This window comes from Streptomyces sp. NBC_00158, from assembly GCF_045160885.1.
Taxonomy (GTDB): domain Bacteria; phylum Actinomycetota; class Actinomycetes; order Streptomycetales; family Streptomycetaceae; genus Streptomyces.
Map to the genome: position 1 here is coordinate 3,709,068 of NZ_CP108161.1, position 19,816 is coordinate 3,728,883.

Genomic DNA, 19,816 nt, shown 5'->3' on the forward strand with positions numbered 1-19,816 from the left:
CTCTTCAATGGTGAGACGGCGGCCCGTAGGGTGTCAACCTCTGTGGGCAACCCTGTGGAAGCCGGATGATCGGGGCGGGATGGATTCGAACGAGCGCGAGCCTGCGGAAGGAGCCCTTCCGACAGCCGCCCCGGAGCCGCCCGCGCCGCCCCGCGCACCCGGGATCGCGGGCCTGTCCGCCCCCTACCGGGTCATCGCGGCCCTCGCCCTCGGGGCCCTGGGCGTCGGCGCCTGCCTGCACCTCGGACTGGTCTTCCTGCACGTCGCGCCGTCCAACACCGTCGGCAAGCAGAACGCCAGGCTCGTGGACGGCTGGATCTACCCCGAGTTCGAACAGAACTGGAAGCTCTTCGCGCCCAACCCGCTCCAGCAGAACATCTCCGTCGAGGTCCGCGCCCAGGTCCGCACCGCCGGCGGAGAGCTCGTCACCCGCGACTGGCGCGACCTGTCCGCCGAGGACGGCGCGGCGATCCGCCACGGCCTGCTGCCCAGCCACACCGAGCAGAACGAGCTCCGCAGGGCCTGGGACTTCTTCACCGGCTCCCACGACGAGGACAACAAGCCCGACGGCGAGCGCGGGGAGCTGGCCGAGCAGTACCTGAAGCGGATCGCCGTGGCCCGGCTGGCCGGCGGGGAGGCCGTGAGCCGTCCCGGGGGCGAGCGGATCGTACGGATCCAGCTGCGCTCGGCGACCCGGTCCGTGGCCGCGCCCTCCTGGAGCGGGGAGAAGACCGACACCCAGACGTACTACCGGGAGCTGCCGTGGTGGAACGTGTGAGGAGCGCCCTCGCGCGGGCGGCCGCGAAGGCCACCGGACAGGCGCTGGGCCCCTACCAGAGCGCCGTCGTACGCATCGGCTTCGCCGCGACCTGGCTGTTCTTCCTGCTGCGGGAGTTCCCGGGCCGGCACGAGCTGTACGGCCCCGACGGGCCCTGGAGCTGGCAGCTGGCCGAGCGGCTGATCGCCTCCAACCGCGCCTTCACGGTGCTCATGTGGTCGGACTCGACGCTGTGGTTCGAGGCCGTGTACGCCCTCTCCCTGCTCGCGAGCGCGCTGCTGGTGCTGGGCTGGCGGACCCGGGCCTCGTCGGTCCTCTTCATGATCGGGGTGCTGTCGCTGCAGAACCGCAGCGTGTTCATGGGCGACGGCGGGGACAACGTCATCCACCTGATGGCCGTCTACCTCGTGCTGACCCGCTGCGGGCAGGTGTGGTCCCTGGACGCCCGCCGCGCCCGGCTGCGCGGCGCGGCGACCGCGGGGGCCGCCGGGCCGGTGCTGTGGGCGCTGCTGGGCGCCGGGTTCGCGTACGGGGTGGCCGGCGGGCACCTCGGCACGCTCTGGCTCGTGTTCTTCGGGACCCTGTGGACCGGGACGGCGCTGTGGTGGCTCACCGACCGGTACGAACCCGGGGGCGAGCGGCGGGCGACCCTCGACGTGCTCGCGAACCTGCTGCACAACGCCGGGATGCTGGTGATCGCGGCCGAGGTGTGCCTGATCTACGCCACCGCCGGCTGGTACAAGATCCAGGGCTCGCGGTGGCAGGACGGGACCGCGCTGTACTACCCGCTGAGCCTGGACTACTTCACCCCGTGGCCCCGGCTGTCGGAGCTGGTGGCTTCCAGCGGGGTGGTGGTGATGCTGCTGACGTACGGGACCGTGCTGGTGCAGGTGGCGTTCCCGTTCACGCTGTTCAACCGGCGGGTCAAGAACGTGCTGCTGGCGGTGATGATGCTGGAGCACGCCGGGATCGCGGTGCTGCTGGGGCTGCCGTTCTTCTCTTTGGCGATGATCGCCGCCGATGCGGTGTTCCTGCCGACGGGGCTGCTGGTGTGGGTGGGGGCCCGGGCTGTCGCCGTCGCCGGTGGCCTGCGGCGCTGGTCCCCTACCCGCCCTTCGCCCGTTCCCCGGGCTGCGCCCGGACCCCTCCTGGGGGCTCCGCCCCCAGGCCCTCCCCCGGCTACCGCTGGGGGGACCCCCAGCGCCTCAAACGCCGGCGAGGCCGGGATTGCCGGCGGGGCCGGGATCGCCGGCGAGGCAGGGGCGTCCAGCCCGTCCGGCGTTTGAGGACCGGGGTCCGGGGCGGAGCCCCGGGGGAACGGGCGAAGGGCGGGGCGGGGAGCAGCCCCGCGCAGCGGCGGCACGGCGTCGGCCGGGCGGGGCTTAGGGTCGGGGCATGGGTGCGCAGCAGGGTGTGACGTGGGAATTGGCCGCCGCGCGGGACGACGTCGTACTGCTCGACGGGTTCCACGCGCTGAAGCACGCGCTGCGCTTCGGGGCCGAGGTGCTGGTCGTCGTCGCCGACGAGCCCGAACGGGTGCGGGAGCTCGCCGCCGGGCTGGCGCCCGATGTGGAGGACGAGGTGGCCCGCCTCGTGCGCAAGGCTCCGCTCAAGGAGCTGCTGCCCCGCGTGCACCCCACCGGGGTTGCCGCGCTCGCCGTGCGCCCCGGCCGGGAGGCCGGACGGGCCGCGCTGGCGCGCACGCCCCGGCCCGCCCCCGTCGTCCTGCTCGACAACCCCCGCAACCTCGGCAACGTCGGCGCCGTCGTCCGCCTCGCCGCCGGCTTCGGGGCCACCGGGGTGGTGACCCGGGGCGACCTCGACCCCTGGCACCCGAACGTGGTCCGCGCCGGTGCCGGGCTGCACTACGCCACCACCGTGGACCGGCTGGAGCTGGAGGAGCTCCCGCCGGGCCCGGTGTACGCGCTCGACGCGGGGGGCGAGGACATCCGCGGCCTCGTCCTGCCCGACGACGCGCTGCTCGCCTTCGGGTCGGAGCGGCACGGCATCTCGCCCGAGCTGCGCGCCCGGGCCGATCACCTGGTGGCGCTCCCGATGCGCCCCCAGGTGTCCAGCTACAACCTGGCCACCAGCGTGGCCATGACCCTGTTCCACTGGGGCGGACCCAAGGGCTAGGGCCCGGGGGCTAGCCCTGGCGGCGGACCTCCACCACGCGGAAGCGGTTGGCCACGAACGCCCCGTCGCACAGCGCGGCGTTGGCGGCCGGGTTGCCGCCGGAGCCGTGGAAGTCGGAGAAGGCCGCGGTCTGGTTCACGAAGACCCCGCCCGTCAGGTTCAGCGACAGCTGCGCCGACTCCTCCAGGCAGACCTCCTCGATCGCCCGCTCGGTGTCCCCGGACGTGGTGTACGCGCCCACGGTCATCGCGCCCTTCTCCCGCACCGTACGGCGCAGCAGGTCGAGGGCGTCCGCCGTGGAGTCCACCGCCACCGCGAAGGAGACCGGGCCGAAGCACTCGGACAGGTAGGCCGCCTCCGGGTCCGGCTTGCCGGCGTCCAGCTTCACGATCACCGGGGTGCGCACGACCGCGTCGGGGAACTCGGGGTTCGCCACCTCGCGGGAGGCCAGCGCGACCTCGCCGAGGCCGGCCGCCGCCTCCAGGCGGGCCTTGACGTCCGGGTTGACCAGCGCGCCCAGCAGGGCGTTGGCGCGGGCGTCGTCGCCCAGCAGGCCGCCGACCGAGGCGGCGAGGTCGGCGACGACCTCGTCGTACGACTTGTGGCCGGCGTCCGTCTCGATGCCGTCGCGGGGGATCAGCAGGTTCTGCGGGGTGGTGCACATCTGGCCGCTGTACAGGGAGAGGGAGAAGGCCAGGTTGGACAGCATGCCCTTGTAGTCGTCCGTGGAGTCGACGACGACCGTGTTGACGCCGGCCTTCTCCGTGTAGACCTGCGCCTGGCGGGCGTTGGTCTCCAGCCAGTCGCCGAACTCGGTCGACCCGGTGTAGTCGACGAGCTTGATCTCGGGGCGCACGGCCAGGGTCTTGGCGATGCCCTCGCCCGGCCGCTCGACGGCCAGGGCGACGAGGTTCGGGTCGAAGCCCGCCTCGGCCAGGACCTCGCGGGCCACCCGCACGGTCAGCGCCAGCGGCAGCACGGCGCGCGGGTGCGGCTTGACCAGGACGGCGTTGCCGGTGGCGAGGGAGGCGAACAGGCCCGGGTAGCCGTTCCAGGTGGGGAAGGTGTTGCAGCCGATCATCAGCGCGATGCCGCGCGGCACGGCCGTGAAGGTCTTGCCGAGCTCCAGCGGGTCCTTCTTGCCCTGCGGCTTCGACCAGGCTGCCTGTCCGGGAACCCGGGTCTGCTCCTCGTACGCGTAGGCCACCGCCTCCAGGCCGCGGTCCTGCGCGTGGGGGCCGCCCGCCTGGAAGGCCATCATGAAGGCCTGGCCGCTGGTGTGCATGACCGCGTGCGCGAACTCGTGGGTGCGGGCGGAGATGCGGGCGAGGATCTCGATGGAGACCAGGGCGCGGGTCTCGGGACCGGCGTCCCGCCAGGCGGCGATGCCGGCCTTCATCGCGGGCAGCAGCACGTCCGGGTCGACGTGCGGGTACTCCACGCCCAGCTCCGGACCGAACGGCGAGACCTCGCCGCCCGCCCAGCCGTCCGTGCCGGGCTGCCCGAGGTCGAAGCGGGTGCCGCGGACGGCCTCGAAGGCGGCGAGCCCGTCGGCCGGGGCGCTCTCCCCGTAGGCCTTCGGGTGCTCGGGGTGCGGGGACCAGTAGGCGCGGCTGCGGATGGCATCCAGCGCCTGGTCCAGGGTGGTCCGGTGCTTCTCGGAAAGCTGGGGGACGGTGAGCTCGGCGGCCATCAGGGACCAACTCCTCGTTGAGCCGGGCGGGATCAGGCTGGTTCGCAGACTGGGTTCAGGCTGGAGTCAGGCTGGGATCGGGCTGGGGCGGGTGAAGAAGAGCAGACTGGAGTTAGAGTAACCGAACGATCGGTCGGTACAAGAGGGCCCGGCAGACCTGTGGACAACCGCGTGCGGGAGGATCAGGACATGACAGCAATCGAGCGGGCTCGCACTGTGGCGGTCATCGGCGCCGGAACCATGGGCCAGGGCATCGCCCAGGTCGCTCTCCTCGCAGGTCATCGCGTACGCCTCTACGACTCCGTGCCCGAGCGGGCCCGCGAGGCCGTCCAGACCGTGGGCGGCCGCATCGAGCGGCTCGTCGCCAAGGGACGGCTGGACCGGGCCGAGGCCGACGACGCCGTCGGCCGGCTGGAGTCCGCCGAGACCCTGGCCGGGCTGGCCTCCGCCGCCCTGGTGATCGAGGCGATCGTCGAGGACGTCACCGTCAAGCGCGAGCTGTTCGCGGCCCTCGAAGGAGTGGTTCCGCCGGACGCGCTGCTGGCGACCAACACCTCCTCCCTCTCCGTCACCGAGCTCGCCGCCGGCCTGGCCCACCCGGGCCGCTTCCTCGGCCTGCACTTCTTCAACCCGGCCCCGCTCCTCCCCCTCGTCGAGGTGGTCAGCGGCCACGCCACCGACCCGGCCGCCGCCGAGCGCGCGTACCGCACGGTCCTGGGCTGGGGGAAGACGCCGGTCCGCTGCGCAGACACCCCCGGCTTCATCGTCAACCGGATCGCCCGCCCCTTCTACGCCGAGGCCTTCGCGGTCTACGAGGAGCAGGGCGCCGACCCCGCGACCATCGACGCCGTCCTGCGCGAGAGCGGCGGCTTCAAGATGGGGCCCTTCCAGCTGACCGACCTGATCGGACAGGACGTCAACGAGGCCGTCACCCGCTCGGTCTGGGACTCCTTCTTCCGCAGCCCCAAGTTCACCCCCTCGCTCGCCCAGCGCCGGCTGGTCCAGGCGGGCCGCCTCGGCCGCAAGTCCGGGCACGGCTGGTTCCCGTACGCGGACGGCGCCGTGACGCCCGCCCCGCACACGGCCGGCCCCGAGGACGCCCCGGAGAAGGTCACCGTCGTCGGCGACCTCGGCCCGGCCGCCGTCCTGGCCGACCTGATGGAGGAGGCCGGGATCGCGGTCACCGCCACCGAGCACGGCGGCCCGTACATCCAGCTGCCCGGCGAGGGCCAGCTGGTCCTCGCGGACGGCAAGACCTCGGTCGAGTTCGCCGACGTCGTCTACTTCGACCTCGCGCTCGACTACCGCGGCGCGACCCGGATCGCGCTGTCCGCCAGCGAGGACACCACCGAGCGCACCCTCGCCGAGGCGGTCGGCCTCTTCCAGCGGCTCGGCAAGGACGTCTCCGTCATCGGCGACGTCCCCGGCATGATCGTCGCCCGGACCGTCGCGATGCTGATCGACCTCACCGCCGACGCCGTCGCGCGCGGGGTGGCCTCCGCGCAGGACATCGACACCGCGATGCGGCTCGGCGTGAACTACCCGCTCGGCCCCGCCGAATGGCACGACCGGCTCGGCCGCGACTGGGCGTACGACCTGCTGCACCACCTCGACGAGCGCTGTCCGGGCGGGCGCTACGCGCCCTCGCTGGCACTGTTCAAGCTGGGCTACGCGGCCGGCGAGGACGAGGACGGGGAAGAGGAGGGCACCGAGTGACCACGGCCAGGCGGGACACCTACACCCCGGAGACGCTGCTCTCCGTCGCCGTACAGGTCTTCAACGAACGCGGCTACGACGGCACCTCCATGGAGCACCTCTCCAAGGCCGCCGGGATCTCCAAGTCCTCGATCTACCACCACGTCGCGGGCAAGGAGGAGCTCCTCCACCGGGCCGTCAGCCGGGCCCTGGACGGCCTGTTCGGGATCCTGGACGAGCCGGGCGCCGTACGCGGCCGCGCGGTCGCGCGCGTCGAGTACGTGACCCGCCGCACGGTCGAGGTCCTGGTCGCGGAACTGCCGTACGTCACCCTCCTGCTGCGGGTGCGCGGCAACACCCGCACCGAGCGCTGGGCCCTGGAGCGCCGCCGCGAGTTCGACCACCAGGTGGCGGAGCTCCTCAAGGCCGCCGCCGCCGACGGGGACCTGCGCGCCGACGTGGACATCCGGCTCGCCACCCGCCTGCTGTTCGGCATGGTGAACTCGCTGGTCGAGTGGTACCGCCCGCACCCGGGCACCACCCCCGACCAGCTCGCGGACGCCGTGGTCAGCATGGCCCTGGACGGCCTGCGCACCAAGGCCGCGTAGCCCGTCCGGCCCAGTCGCCCGGCCGGCCCCGCCCGCCCGTCCGTCCGGCCCCGCTCAGTCCTCCGTGAGGGCGGGGCCGCCCGACGGGCCCGGGTCCAGCAGATCCGTTTCCTCGAACACCAGCAGCGTGCGCGTGGACAGCACCTCCGGGATGGCCTGGAGGCGGGTCAGGACCAGCTCCCGCAGCGTGCGGTTGTCCGGCGTGTGGACCAGCAGCAGGACGTCGAAATCCCCGCTGACCAGCGCGATGTGCGCCGCGCCCGGCAGCTCGCGCAGCTTCTCGCGCACCGTCCGCCAGGAGTTCTGGACGATCTTCAGCGTGATGTACGCCGACGCGCCCTGCCCCGCGCGCTCGTGGTTCACCCGGGCCGTGAAGCCGCGGATCACCCCGTCGTCGATCAGCCGGTTGATCCGCGCGTAGGCGTTGGCCCGGGAGACGTGCACCTGCTCCGCCACCGACCGTATCGACGCGCGGCCGTCCGCCTGGAGCAACCGCATGATCGAACGGTCGATGGGGTCCAGGGGGCGTGGCGGCACCGGTGGGCCCGAAGGTGCGCCCCCCGGTGGGACCGGTGCGGAACCCGCTCCGGCCATTTGTTCATCCGGCATTGCCCACTGCCTCCCTCTCCTGGACGTCCTGCACCCATCCCAAGGCTCCGCCGCCACTTTGTCCACAGCCTGGAGCCGCCTGTAGCCAAATTGCGCCAACGACCGAACAATCGGTTGGTGAGGCGCCTCACACCCGGTGGCGCCCCCAGCCCGCTTCCCACGAGGAGGTGTACGCCGCCATGACGGTCCAAGAGCTGCCCGGTGCCGGTGCGTCGCACCGTGTCACCCCGCCGCCCGCCTGGAGGCCCCGTATGGAGGCCGCCCCGCTGCTGCCGGACCCCGAGCCCTACCGGGTGCTGGGCACTCCGGCGGCGGAGGAGCTCGACCCCGCGCTCATGCGCCGGTACTACGCCGAGCTCGTCCGGGGCCGCCGCTACAACGCGCAGGCCACCGCCCTGACCAAGCAGGGCCGTCTCGCCGTGTACCCCTCCACCGTCGGGCAGGAGGCCGCCGAGATCGCGGCCGCACTGGTCCTGGAGGAGCAGGACTGGCTCTTCCCGAGCTACCGCGACACCCTCGCGGCCGTGGCGCGCGGACTGGACCCCGTACAGGCGCTGACGCTGCTGCGCGGCGACTGGCACACCGGGTACGACCCCCGCGAACACCGCATAGCCCCCCTGTGCACCCCCCTCGCCACCCAGCTGCCGCACGCGGTGGGCCTGGCGCACGCCGCACGGCTGCGCGGCGACGAGGTCGTCGCGCTCGCCATGGTCGGCGACGGCGGCACCAGCGAGGGCGACTTCCACGAGGCGCTGAACTTCGCGGCCGTCTGGCAGGCCCCGGTGGTCTTCCTCGTCCAGAACAACGGCTTCGCCATCTCCGTCCCGCTCGCCAAGCAGACCGCCGCGCCCACCCTCGCCCACAAGGCCGTGGGCTACGGGATGCCCGGCCGGCTGGTCGACGGCAACGACGTCGCCGCCATGCACGAGGTCCTCACCGAGGCGGTGAAGCGGGCCCGCGCGGGCGGCGGACCGACCCTGATCGAGGCCGTCACCTACCGGATGGAGGCCCACACGAACGCGGACGACGCCACCCGCTACCGCACCGACGCCGAGGTCGAGGCCTGGAAGGCGCACGACCCGGTGCAGCTGCTGGAGCGCGAGCTCACCGCGCGCGGCATCCTCGACGACGAGGGCATCCAGGAGGCGCGCGACGCGGCCGAGGTGATGGCGGCGGACCTGCGCGAGCGGATGAACGCCGACCCCGTGGTCGACCCGATGGACCTCTTCGCACACGTCTACGCGGAGCAGACCGGCCGACTGCGCGAGCAGGCCGCGATGCTGCGCGCCGAGCTGGAAGCCGAGGGAGAGTGATGACGACCGTTGCCGCGAAGCCCGCGACGATGGCGCAGGCCCTCACCCGTGCCATGCGCGACGCCATGGCCGAAGACCCCACCGTCCACGTGATGGGCGAGGACGTCGGCGCGCTGGGAGGTGTCTTCCGCATCACCGACGGGCTCGTGAAGGAGTTCGGCGAGGACCGAGTCACGGACACCCCGCTCGCCGAGGCCGGGATCCTCGGCACCGCCGTCGGCATGGCCATGTACGGGCTGCGGCCCGTCGTGGAGATGCAGTTCGACGCGTTCGCCTACCCGGCCTTCGAGCAGCTCCTCTCGCACGTGGCGAAGATGCGCAACCGCACCCGGGGCAAGATGCCGCTCCCGATCACCATCCGCGTGCCGTACGGCGGCGGGATCGGCGGCGTCGAGCACCACTGCGACTCCTCCGAGGCCTACTACACGGCGACCCCCGGGCTCACCGTCGTGACCCCGGCGACGGTCGAGGACGCGTACGGGCTGCTGCGCGAGTCGATCGCGAGCGACGACCCGGTGGTCTTCCTGGAGCCGAAGCGCCTCTACTGGTCCAAGTCGCAGTGGTCGCCGGAGGCCCCCACGGCCGTCCCGGGCATCGGCAAGGCCCTGGTCCGCCGGGCCGGCACGAGCGCCACCCTGATCACGTACGGCCCCTCGCTGCCGGTCTGCCTGGAGGCGGCCGAGGCGGCCCGCGAGGAGGGCTGGGACCTGGAGGTCGTCGACCTGCGCTCCCTCGTCCCCTTCGACGAGGAGACCGTCGTCGCCGCCGTACGCCGCACCGGGCGCGCGGTGGTGGTCCACGAGGCCGGCGGCTTCGGCGGGCCGGGCGCGGAGGTCGCCGCCCGCGTGATGGAGCGCTGCTTCCACCACCTGGAGGCTCCGGTGCTGCGCGTGACGGGCTTCGACATCCCGTACCCGCCGCCGATGCTGGAGAAGCACCACCTGCCCGGCGTGGAGCGGATCCTCGACGCCGTGGCCCGCCTGCAGTGGGAGAACTGATGCCGCAGGTCATGGAATTCAAGCTGCCCGACCTCGGCGAGGGGCTGACCGAGGCCGAGATCGTGCGGTGGCTGGTGGCGGTGGGCGACGTCGTCGCCATCGACCAGCCGGTCGTCGAGGTCGAGACGGCCAAGGCGATGGTGGAGGTGCCCTGCCCGTACGGAGGCGTGGTCACCGCCCGGTTCGGCGAGGAGGGCGAGGAGCTGCCCGTCGGCGCCCCGCTGATCACCGTGGCGGTGGGCGCGGAGTCGGCCCCCGCCGGGGCCGTGGAGGCCGTCGCCGACGCGGGTGCCGAAGCTTCCGCCGACGCGCCCCGGCCGCTGATCGGGTACGGCTCGGACCACTCGCGCCCGGCGCGTCGGCGGCGGGTGCGACCCGTCACCGCCGCGGTGTCGGCGCCCGTCGCGGCCCCGGTCGCGGCCCCGGCGGCTCCGGCTCCGGTGGTGCCCGCCGGGCCGGTGCCCGTCATCTCCCCGCTCGTGCGCAAGCTGGCCCGGGACAACGGGGTCGACCTGCGGGCGCTGCGCGGATCCGGGCCGCAGGGCCTGATCCTGCGGGCCGACGTGGAAGCCGCGCTCCGCGCCCCCGAGCCCGTGGCCGCCCCCGTGGCGGCGCCGGTCCCGGTGGCCGCGCAGGGCGAGCGGATCCCGCTCAAGGGGCTGCGGGGCGCCGTCGCCGAGAAGCTCTCGCGCAGCCGGCGGGAGATCCCCGAGGCCACGTGCTGGGTCGACGCGGACGCCACCGAGCTGATGGCCGCGCGGGCCGCGATGAACGCCGTGGACGGGCCGAAGATCTCGGTGCTCGCGCTGCTGGCCCGCATCTGCACGGCCGCGCTCGCCAAGTACCCCGAGCTCAACTCCACGGTGGACCTCGCCGCCAACGAGATCGTCCGGCTCCCGTCCGTGCACCTGGGCTTCGCCGCCCAGACCGAGCGCGGGCTGATGGTCCCGGTGGTCCGGGACGCCCACACGCGCAGCCCGGAGGCCCTGTCGGCGGAGTTCGCCCGGCTGACCGAGCTGGCGCGGGCCGGGAAGCTGTCCCCGTCCGACCTGACCGGCGGGACGTTCACGCTGAACAACTACGGGGTGTTCGGGGTGGACGGCTCCACGCCGATCATCAACCACCCCGAGGCGGCGATGCTCGGCGTGGGCCGGATCATTCCGAAGCCGTGGGTGCACAAGGGGGAGCTGGCCGTGCGTCAGGTCGTGCAGCTCTCCCTGACCTTCGACCACCGCGTCTGCGACGGCGGGGCGGCCGGTGGCTTCCTGCGGTACGTGGCCGACTGCGTGGAGAACCCGGCGGTGCTGCTGCGCAGCCTTTAGGCGGGCCGCTGCACGGGCTGCTCCGCGCCCCGCCCTTCGCCCGTTCCCCGGGGCTGCGCCCCGGAACCCCTGGGGGCTCCGCCCCCAGACCCCCGCGCCTCAAACGCCGGCGAGGCTGGATATATCCAGCCTCGCCGGCGTTTGAGCGCACCGGGCGGGGTCCCCCGGACGGAGTCTGGGGGAGGGTAGGGGACCGCTCCGCGCAGCGGCTCCCCCCCGGGACGTCAGAGCGTCAGCAGGAGCTTGCCCACGTGGGTGCTCGCTTCGAGGATCCGGTGGGCTTCCGCGGCTTCGGCGATCGGGTACGCCGCGTGGACCACCGGCGTGACGCGGCCGGTGGCGATCAGGGGCCACACGTGCTCCCGGACGGCCGCCACGATGGCCGCCTTCTCCTCCAGCGGCCGGGTCCGCAGCGACGTCGCCGTGATCGCCGCCCGCTTGGCCAGCAGCGTGCGCAGGTCCAGCTCCGCCTTCACACCGCCCTGGAGGCCGATCACCGCGAGCCGGCCGTTCATGGCCAGCGCGTCCAGGTTCCGCGCGAGGTACTTCGCGCCCATGATGTCCAGGATCACGTCCGCCCCGGCCCCGCCCGTCGCGGACCGCAGTTCCTCCACGAAGTCCTGCTCGCGGTAGTCGATCAGGACGTCCGCGCCGAGCTCAGCGCAGCGCGCCAGCTTCTCCTTGCCGCCCGCGGTCACCGCCACCCGCGCCCCGACGGCCTTGCCCAGCTGGACGGCCATCGTGCCGATGCCGCTGGAGCCGCCGTGCACCAGGAGGGTCTCGCCCGGACGCAGCCCGGCCACCATGAAGACGTTGGACCACACCGTCGCCACGACCTCCGGCAGCGCGGCAGCCGTCACCAGGTCCACGCCCTCGGGGACCGGCAGCAGCTGGCCCGCCGGTACGGCGACCCGCTGGGCGTATCCGCCGCCGGACAGCAGCGCGCACACCTCGTCGCCGACCGCCCAGCCGGACACGCCCGGGCCGACCTCGACGATCCGCCCGGAGCACTCCAGGCCGGGATACGGGGAGGCGCCCGGCGGCGGGTCGTAGAAGCCCTGCCGCTGCAGGACGTCGGCGCGGTTCACGGCGCTCGCCGCGACCTCGACGAGCACCTCCCCTTCGCCCGCCACCGGATCGGGTACTTCGGCCCAGACCAGGGCCTCGGGGCCGCCGGGCTGCTCGATCGTGATCGCATGCATGGCCCGGAATCTACCGGTGCTACTCGGCCGGGCCCAGGGTGACCTGGGGGCCGGTCGGCGGGACCGCCCGGACGATGGTGATCAGGCGGTCCGTCAGCTGGAGCGGGCTCGCGTGCGGGTCGTCGTACGGGAGCAGCCGGTGCCCGCGCAGGACGCTGACGACGAGGTCGCCGGTGTCGCGGACGCTGCGGCCCACCTCCGACTTGGTGACGGGCCGTTCGATCAGGTCCAGGCCGCTGCCCTGCTGGATCAGGTCCTCCATCACGGTGCCCGCGCTGGGGCTGAGAACCGACAGGCCCAGCAGCCGGCCGGCCGCGCTCGCGCTCGTGATGACGGCGTCCGCGCCGGACTGCTTCAGCAGCGGCGCGTTCTCCTCCTCGCGGACCGCGGCCACGATCTTCGCGCCCCGGTTGAGCTGCCGGGCCGTCAGGGTGACCAGTACGGCCGTGTCGTCGCGCTGGGTGGCGATGATGATCTGACGGGCCTTCTGGAGTTCGGCCCGCAGCAGCACTTCGGAGCGGGTGGCGTCGCCGATGACTCCGGTGAAGCCCTCCGAGTTGGCGATGTCGATCACCTTGGCGCTGGGGTCGACGATGACGACCTGCTCCCTCGGGAGGCCGGTCGCCAGCAGCGTCTGCAGGGCGGATCGGCCCTTGGTGCCGAAGCCCACGACGACCGTGTGCTCACGCAAGTTGTTCCTCCAGCGGTTGAGCCGCCACTCTTCGCGGGTCCGTTCGGTCAGCACCTCCAGGGTGGTGCCGACCAGGATGATCAGGAACAGCACGCGCAGCGGGGTGATCAGCAGGACGTTGACCAGCCGCGCGCTGTCGCTGTAGGGGACGATGTCGCCGTAGCCCGTGGTCGACAGGGTCACGGTCGCGTAGTAGACGCAGTCGAGGAAGTCGACCTTCTCGTTGGCGTTGTCGTGGTAGCCCTCGCGGTCGAGCCAGACGATCAGTACCGTCAGGCACAGCACGAAGAGGGCCATCAGCAGTCGCCGGGTGACCTGCCGGAGCGGCTTCTCGACCTCCCGCTTGGGGAGTTTGATGCGGCGTGAGACGAGCTTCTCGTCCGCGCCCCGCGCCATGGCGTCCTGGCCGTGAAGTTTCACGTGAAACATCCCCCCGAAGCCCAGGGCAGGTCCAGGATCTCCAGCTCCTGCCCCGATCGTGCGCCGTGCGGCGGTACGACGGCCAGCGCGTCGGCGCCCGCCACTCCGCGCAGCATCGCCGGGCCGTTGTACCGCAGCGGTACGGCGTGTTCGTCGGTCAGCAGTACCGGCACGAGCCGGGTGTCGTACGGGTGGCCGGGTACGTCGCCCTCCACCGGGACCGTGTAGCGGGGGCGCTGGCGGCGGCCCGCGAGGGCGCGCAGCAGCGGCTCGGCGAGGGTCAGCAGCCCGGACACGGCGGCGAGGGGGTTGCCGGGCAGTCCGACCACGTGGCGGGCGTCCTCCCGGTCGCCGATGCGGGCCAGCAGCATCGGGTGCCCGGGGCGCACGGCGACCCCGTCCACGAGCAGCTCGGCCCCGGCGCGCTCCAGCACGGGGTGGACGTGGTCGACGGGGCCGGAGGCGGTGCCGCCGGTGGTGACGACGACGTCGGCGGTGGAGGAGGTGACGGCCTTGAGCAGGGCCTCGGCCCCGGCGGGGTCGTCGCCGAGCCGGCGCGTACCGATGACTTCGGCGCCGAGCCGGGTGATCCAGGGGCCGAGCATGGGGCTGAGGGCGTCCCGGATCAGACCGTCGTGCGGGCGGCCCTCGGTGAGCAGCTCGTCCCCGAGGACGAGGATCTCCACGCGCGGCCGGGGCCGGGTGACCAGCTCGTCGTACCCGGCGGCCGCGGCGAGGCCGAGCACGGCCGGGGTGACGAGGGAGCCCACGGGGAGCAGCAGGTCGCCCGAGCGGCATTCCTGGCCGCGCGGGCGGATGTCCTGGCCGGTGTTCACGGGCCGGTCGGAGTACAGTTGGGTGCCGGACTCGCGGGCGTGCTCGCTGCGGATCACGGCGGTGGTGTCGGCAGGGACGCGGGCGCCGGTGGCGATCCGTACGGCCTCGCCGTCGGCGAGCGGCGCGGGCGGCTCGTCACCCGCGAGCACCCCGTCTCCGGGGCGGACCCGCCAGGGGCCGGGGCCGGCGACGGCCCAGCCGTCCATGGCCGAGGTGTCGAAGGACGGCAGGTCGCTGAGGGCTTCGAGGGGTGCGGTCAGCACCTCGCCGAGCGCGTCCGCGAAGGGCACCCGGTGGGTGCGGGCCGGCACGGACGTGCCGGCCCGGGCCGCGGTCTCCCGGGCGCGCAGCCAGGGGGCGGCGCGGTGGCCGGTGGCGGAGCCGGGGTCGGGGTTGCGGCTGACCAGGGCGAGGGCCTCGTCCAGGGCGCCGTCGGCGTCGGTACGGGTCATCCGGAGCCGGTCTCCTCGGGGTGTGGGGGCTGGGCTTCGGCTGCCCAGCGCAGCGCCAGTTCGGCGGCCTTGCGGGAGGCCTCGGCGACGGCCCGGGCGGGGTCCGCGCCGGTGGCCTCGGCGCGGGCGGCCGCGTAGCCGACGAGGAACGTCGTCAGCGGGGCCGCGGGCCGGGCCACGCCGTGGGCGGCGTCACGGGCGAGGTCGAGCAGGGTCGCGACGTCGACGGGGACGTCGTCGATCCCGAGTTCGTTCTTGGCAGCGGTGATCCAATGCTCCAGCACGCTCCCATGCTCCCTGATCCGGGCGCGGGCCGCTGCCAGGTCTTCCCAGGTGTCGCAGTCGAAGGAGGCGAGTGGCTCAGCCGCGCCGATCCTGGCCAGATCGAGCTCGGCGGTGAGGGCGCGCAGCGGGAGGCCGTGCAGGGTGCCGTGCTCGGTGGCGAGCAGGGCGATCTCGCGGCGGAGGGGCTCCGCGCGGTAGGCGGCGACGAGGGGCTGGTCGCGGCCGGTCGCGTCGCGGAGGAGGGCGCCGTCGCCGTCGGTGCCGGCTGCGGAGAGCAGGGCGTGGACCGTGGCCCGGTCCAGGAAGGGCAGGTCGGCGGAGAGCACGAGGACCAGCGGGGCGGTGGTCCGGCGGAGCCCGGCGTCCAGCGCGGCCACCGGGCCGCCGCCGGGCGGGTCCTCGCGGGTCCACCGGACGGGGCGGGCGGTTGCCGTGCGGGCGCCGACCACGACGGTCTCGGCGGCGTCGGGGCAGGCTGCGAGGACCCTGTCGAGGAGGGTGCGGCCGCCGACGTGGAGGGTGGGCTTGTCGGCCCCGCCGAGGCGCCGGGCGGCGCCGCCGGCGAGGACGATGGCGTCGTAGCTCATGCCCCTGAGTATGCGCGGGGCATCTGGGCGGCGTCGTCGCCGACTTACTCCGTGCTTATGCGGGGGCCGGGCCGGGGCCGGCCGGGTGGGGTGCCGCTGCGCGGGCCACTCCCCGCCCCACCCTTCGCCCGTTCCCCGGGCTACGCCCGGCCCCCTCCTGGAGGCTCCGCCCCCGGACCCCCGCGCCTCAAACGCGGGCGGGGCTGGGTTTGGCTGCGCCGGTCGTTCGGCTGCGGGCCGTGTCCCAGGGGCTCCGCCCCCGGACCCCCGCGCCTCAAACGCCGGCGGGGCTGAGATGGGCTGCGCACATCCAGCCCGCGCTGGGGGCACCTCCCAGCGATAGCTGGGGGAGTGCGAGGCGACGGGCGCGCAGCGCCAGTACGGGGTCAGGGGCGGAGCCCCTGGGGGTTTTCAGCCTCGCCGGCGTTTGAGGCGCGGGTCCGGGCAGCGCCCGGGGAACGGTGGAAGGGCGGGTAGGGGACCTCGCCCGCGCAGCGGCAACGCACCCGCACCCGGCCCACCGGCCCCGGACACGCGAACCGGCCCCGCACCCGGCCCACCGGCCCCGGACACGCGAACCGGCCCCGCACCCGGCCCACCGGCCCCGGACACGCGAACCGGCCCCGCCCCGCTACCGCCGGACGGAGTCCGGCGCAGCGGCGCGAAGCCGGTGAGGCCGCCTGCGGCCGCACCGCGCGAGCGGTGCAGGAAAGCTAGAGGTACGGGCCCGAGCGGACCGCGCCGTGGGGGCCGTCTTCGTCGTCGTCGTGGGAGCCGCCCGGCGGAAGGGCTCGGCGCATCTGCTCCAGCTGGGCCCGCGCCGCCATCTGCTGCGCGAACAGGGCCGTCTGGATGCCGTGGAAGAGGCCTTCCAGCCACCCCACCAACTGCGCCTGCGCGATCCGCAGTTCGGCTTCGGAGGGGACCGCCTCCTCGGTGAACGGCAGGGAGAGCCGCTCCAGTTCCTCCACCAGCTCCGGCGCAAGGCCGTCTTCGAGTTCCTTCACCGACGCAGCGTGGATGTCCTTCAGACGGACCCGGCTGGCCTCGTCCAGAGGAGCTGCGCGGACTTCTTCCAGAAGCTGCTTGATCATGCTGCCGATGCGCATGACCTTGGCGGGCTGTTCGACCATCTCCGTCACCGGGACCTCGCGCGACTCGTCATCGGTGCCGCCGACCGCCGTCCCGTCCTGGCCCACGATCAGCACGTGCGGGGGGCTGTCCTGCGACCGTTCACTCCTCGGCATCTCCATGCCGTCATTCTCTCGCACACCTGCGTACTCACACGGTGTGCCCCCGTACGGGCGTGATCCACCCTGTACGGGGGCACCGGGATCAGCCCGCCGCCCGCCGGGCCAGTGCGCCGCTCGACCTGGTGACCAGTGCGGCCAGCAGCGCGGCGCCCAGCGGGACGAGGACCAGCAGGCCGGCCAGCGTGTCCCAGGGCACCGCGATCGGGACGTACAGCTCGGTGTCGCGTGCCGAGGCGTAGCCCATGTCGAGGGCGCTCTGGATGAGCCTCCGCTGTTCCCGCTCCTCGGTGAGGCGGAGTCCGACCGCGGGCAGGACGCCCGCCGCCGAGCCGAGGACCACGCCCATCAGGGCCACCACCCCGCACTGGAAGCCGCTGAGGGTGCGCCGTACGCGCGGGGCCGCGCCGACCGCCGCCAGGGTCTTCAGGTCGGCCTCGGAGTCCGCCTGGGCGAGGCCGGTGGCGATGCCGGCGGCGCCGATGGTGACGAGCCCGGCGAAGACGCTCAGGGCGAGCAGGCCCAGGGTGTGCTGCTCCTGGTAGCCCTCCTCGATCCTGACCTCGGCGTCGGCGCCCATCCGGTCGATCTCCCCGTCCAGCCGCTGCCGTTCCTCGGTGCCGGCCTTCCGGTCGAGGCTGAAGTAGGCGCCGGCCGGAGCCGTGGCGATGCCGGCGGCGCGGGCGGCGGCGGGCGGCAGGACCAGTTCGAGGCCCCAGCCCTGAACGGTGCCGGGCGCCTGGTGGACGGCGAGCACCTTGTCCTGGCCGGGCGGGTCGGCGCGCCGCTCGGAGGCCTCTTCGGCGGCGCGCGGGTCGGTGACCAGGCGCAGGGTGACCTTGCCGTCCTTGACCTGGTTGGCGTTGAAGGAGACGGGCCGGCCCTCCTTCAGCGCGGCCACCGACCCCGGGTCGGAGACGGCCAGCACCTGGAGCAGCTTCTCGTCGGCGACGACGACGTCGAAGGGGGTGAAGCGGCCGCCCTCCTGCTTGCAGCGCGGGTCCTGCCGCAGTGCGCGGGCCTGTTCGGGCGGGAAGGAGCCCGGTCCGTGTTCCGCCTCGAAGAGCGGGCAGCGCTGCTCCTTGGGGACGATGACCTCGGCCCGGCCGCAGCCCGGGGCCGTGGAGAGCGGGGAGCAGTTCGGGTTGCCGACGACGAGCCGGTCCACGTCGGCCCGCACGGCCACCGGCAGGGACTTCGACAGGGTGTCGCGCAGGGCGGGCATCTCCTTGTGGCCGGCGTTGTCATGGGTCGTCAGGTAGCCGGCGTTGTCGGGGAGTACGGCCTCGTACTCGTGCCGGAACTGGACGTCCCGGCTGTGCTGGTACGTGGACACCGCGACCGTTCCGGCGACGGCGGCCAGTACGGCGGCCACGGCCGGGGCCGTGCGCCCCCGGTTGCGGACGGCGTCGCGCAGCGCGAGCCGCGGTGACACCGGGAGCCACCGTCCGAGCCGGCCGAACATGCCGACCAGCAGCGGGGTGAGGGCGACGACGCCGAGCTCGGCGAGGGCGCTGCCGCCCATCACGAAGGTGGTGTTGGTCCGGAACCGGCTCCCGTACAGGACGAGCGCCGCACCGCCGGCGACGGCGAGGAGCCCGATGACGGGCAGCACCCGGTTGGCGCGGCGCACTCCGCGCCGGCCGGTGAGGGAGGACAGCACGCTCTGCCGGGACGCGGTGACGGCGGGGGCCACGGCGGCCAGCAGGCCGGTGACCACGGCGAGCAGGGCGATGCCCAGCAGCTCCAGGGGGCGGACTTCGAAGCCGCCGAAGCGGGCGCCGAGCTTCTCCTCCAGCACGGGCCGCAGTCCGATGGTGAGGGCGACGCCGACGGCCGTGCCGATGACCGCTGCCGCGGCGCCGAGCACGATGCCGCCGGAGAGGACGACGGCCCGGATGTGCCGGCGGTCGCCGCCGTTGGCGCCGACGAGGCCCAGCTGGCGGCGCGAGCGCCGGGCGCCGACCGCGAAGGCGGGTCCGGCGAGGAGGCAGATCTCCAGCATGGCGAGGCCGATGACGGTGACCAGGATGGCCTTCTCGGCCGCCATGGTGGCGTCAGGCCTGTTGAACTCGTTCTTCGGCTGCTGCTTGAACAGCGGGACGTCCGAGTCGGCCGGCGGGTGCAGGGCGACGGTCCGGGAGAGCACGAGGGCGCCGTGCTTGTTGACCTCCTTGACCATGTTCCACGTGAAACCATCGCCGCCCGCGGCGACGAGGTAGGCGGGCCGGGGGTTGAGCCCGGGTGCTCCGGCGGCCTTGAGCGCCTTGTCGAGGGGGTCGAGCAGGGTGCCGGGCAGGGCGAGCAGTTCGGGGCGGGCGAGCTTGCCGGGCATCTCGTACGCGCCCACGATCCGGTACGAGGACGTGGCACCGCGCGGGTTCGCGGAGGAGCCCACGTACAGGCCGGAGGCCTTCAGGAAGGCGGTGGTGGCGACCACCTCGTCCGGTGCCTCGGGCATGCGCCCGCGGTCGAGGGTGAACAGGCCCTTGGTCAGCGGGTCGCGCACGTCGAGCTCGCGCAGGTCCGTTCCCAGCAGCCCGTGCGCGGTGTGGACCTTGGCGAAGCCGCGGCGGTCCTCGACGGAGCGGATCCCGGGCGGCAGCGCGGACTTCAGCGGCTGACGGTCCTCCTCGCGGCCGGCGCGGTACTTGTCGTAGCCGCCGACGGGCGCGTACTGCTCGCCGTTGGGGTGCTGGTAGACCGGCGCGTCCAGGCCGGCCGGGGTGATCCGGGCGTCCGCGGCGCCGAGCTCGCGGGTCATCCGCTCGCCGGTGGAGAGGTCGGCGCTGCGGTAGGTGAGGTCGATGGCGCTCATCCCGATGATCGGCAGGGCGAGCATCGCGAGTACGAGGGCGCTGCGCCCCTTTGCGCGCCACGCGTCGCGGCGGGCGATGCGCAGGGCGGCGATCCAGGAGTGGTACCAGGCGGTGAGCGGGG

The 19,816-nt window shown here is 73.9% G+C and carries 16 protein-coding genes; 8 read left to right on the forward strand and 8 right to left on the reverse strand.

What is annotated here, in order from left to right:
• Positions 1-79: 79 nt before the first annotated feature.
• The 3 genes from OG553_RS17070 to OG553_RS17080 all read left to right on the forward strand — a co-directional run bounded on the left by OG553_RS17070 (position 80) and on the right by OG553_RS17080 (position 2,914).
• Positions 80-778 carry a DUF5819 family protein gene (locus OG553_RS17070; RefSeq protein WP_405979791.1) on the forward strand — a complete coding sequence of 233 codons (699 nt, stop codon included), beginning with the start codon at positions 80-82 and terminating at the stop codon, positions 776-778.
• Complete coding sequence (locus tag OG553_RS17075; RefSeq protein ID WP_405983060.1) at positions 775-2,064, forward strand: HTTM domain-containing protein; 1,290 nt, start codon at positions 775-777, stop codon at positions 2,062-2,064. The genes OG553_RS17070 and OG553_RS17075 overlap by 4 nt, the downstream gene beginning before the upstream one ends.
• Positions 2,065-2,173: 109 nt before the next feature.
• On the forward strand, positions 2,174-2,914 hold the full coding sequence (locus OG553_RS17080) for a TrmH family RNA methyltransferase (protein WP_405979792.1): 741 nt from the start codon (positions 2,174-2,176) through the stop codon (positions 2,912-2,914).
• Between the two features lie 10 nt (positions 2,915-2,924).
• Here OG553_RS17080 and paaN read toward each other — a convergent pair whose 3' ends face one another.
• The gene (gene paaN / locus OG553_RS17085) at positions 2,925-4,607 is read right to left on the reverse strand and encodes a phenylacetic acid degradation protein PaaN (RefSeq protein WP_405979793.1); all 1,683 of its coding nucleotides are present in this window, start codon (positions 4,605-4,607) and stop codon (positions 2,925-2,927) included.
• A gap of 189 nt (positions 4,608-4,796) precedes the next feature.
• On the opposite strand from paaN, the gene OG553_RS17090 reads away from it, so the two are divergent.
• Positions 4,797-6,323: a 3-hydroxyacyl-CoA dehydrogenase gene (locus tag OG553_RS17090; RefSeq protein WP_405979794.1), complete on the forward strand. Its 1,527-nt coding sequence runs from the start codon at positions 4,797-4,799 to the stop codon at positions 6,321-6,323.
• The gene (locus OG553_RS17095) at positions 6,320-6,910 is read left to right on the forward strand and encodes a TetR/AcrR family transcriptional regulator (protein WP_285547841.1); all 591 of its coding nucleotides are present in this window, start codon (positions 6,320-6,322) and stop codon (positions 6,908-6,910) included. The genes OG553_RS17090 and OG553_RS17095 overlap by 4 nt, the downstream gene beginning before the upstream one ends.
• Before the next feature lie 54 nt (positions 6,911-6,964).
• On the opposite strand, the gene OG553_RS17100 is transcribed toward OG553_RS17095, so the two are convergent.
• Positions 6,965-7,519 (reverse strand): Lrp/AsnC family transcriptional regulator, encoded by a 555-nt coding sequence (locus OG553_RS17100; protein WP_386275350.1) that lies wholly within the window; start codon positions 7,517-7,519, stop codon positions 6,965-6,967.
• 179 nt (positions 7,520-7,698) lie between these two features.
• Here OG553_RS17100 and pdhA point away from each other — a divergent pair, with 179 nt between their 5' ends.
• Genes pdhA through OG553_RS17115 form a run of 3 tightly spaced genes read left to right on the forward strand, consistent with a single transcriptional unit; the run spans position 7,699 to position 11,152 of the window.
• The gene (gene pdhA, locus OG553_RS17105; RefSeq protein ID WP_405979795.1) at positions 7,699-8,832 is read left to right on the forward strand and encodes a pyruvate dehydrogenase (acetyl-transferring) E1 component subunit alpha; all 1,134 of its coding nucleotides are present in this window, start codon (positions 7,699-7,701) and stop codon (positions 8,830-8,832) included.
• Positions 8,832-9,830 (forward strand): alpha-ketoacid dehydrogenase subunit beta, encoded by a 999-nt coding sequence (locus tag OG553_RS17110; RefSeq protein WP_405979796.1) that lies wholly within the window; start codon positions 8,832-8,834, stop codon positions 9,828-9,830. Before pdhA ends, OG553_RS17110 begins: the two co-directional genes overlap by 1 nt.
• On the forward strand, positions 9,830-11,152 hold the full coding sequence (locus tag OG553_RS17115; RefSeq protein ID WP_405979797.1) for a dihydrolipoamide acetyltransferase family protein: 1,323 nt from the start codon (positions 9,830-9,832) through the stop codon (positions 11,150-11,152). The genes OG553_RS17110 and OG553_RS17115 overlap by 1 nt, the downstream gene beginning before the upstream one ends.
• Positions 11,153-11,376: 224 nt before the next feature.
• Here OG553_RS17115 and OG553_RS17120 read toward each other — a convergent pair whose 3' ends face one another.
• From OG553_RS17120 to OG553_RS17145, 6 genes are all read right to left on the reverse strand, one after another.
• On the reverse strand, positions 11,377-12,354 hold the full coding sequence (locus OG553_RS17120; protein ID WP_405979798.1) for an NAD(P)H-quinone oxidoreductase: 978 nt from the start codon (positions 12,352-12,354) through the stop codon (positions 11,377-11,379).
• 19 nt (positions 12,355-12,373) lie between these two features.
• Positions 12,374-13,474, reverse strand: coding sequence for a potassium channel family protein (locus OG553_RS17125; protein ID WP_405979799.1), 1,101 nt, complete (start codon positions 13,472-13,474; stop codon positions 12,374-12,376).
• Positions 13,462-14,754 (reverse strand): molybdopterin molybdotransferase MoeA, encoded by a 1,293-nt coding sequence (locus tag OG553_RS17130; protein ID WP_405979800.1) that lies wholly within the window; start codon positions 14,752-14,754, stop codon positions 13,462-13,464. Before OG553_RS17130 ends, OG553_RS17125 begins: the two co-directional genes overlap by 13 nt.
• Positions 14,751-15,626, reverse strand: coding sequence for an NTP transferase domain-containing protein (locus OG553_RS17135; protein ID WP_405979801.1), 876 nt, complete (start codon positions 15,624-15,626; stop codon positions 14,751-14,753). Before OG553_RS17135 ends, OG553_RS17130 begins: the two co-directional genes overlap by 4 nt.
• A 713-nt stretch (positions 15,627-16,339) precedes the next feature.
• Positions 16,340-16,879, reverse strand: coding sequence for a bacterial proteasome activator family protein (locus tag OG553_RS17140; protein WP_401254360.1), 540 nt, complete (start codon positions 16,877-16,879; stop codon positions 16,340-16,342).
• 82 nt (positions 16,880-16,961) lie between these two features.
• Positions 16,962-19,718 (reverse strand): FtsX-like permease family protein, encoded by a 2,757-nt coding sequence (locus OG553_RS17145; protein WP_405983061.1) that lies wholly within the window; start codon positions 19,716-19,718, stop codon positions 16,962-16,964.
• Positions 19,719-19,816: the final 98 nt, after the last annotated feature.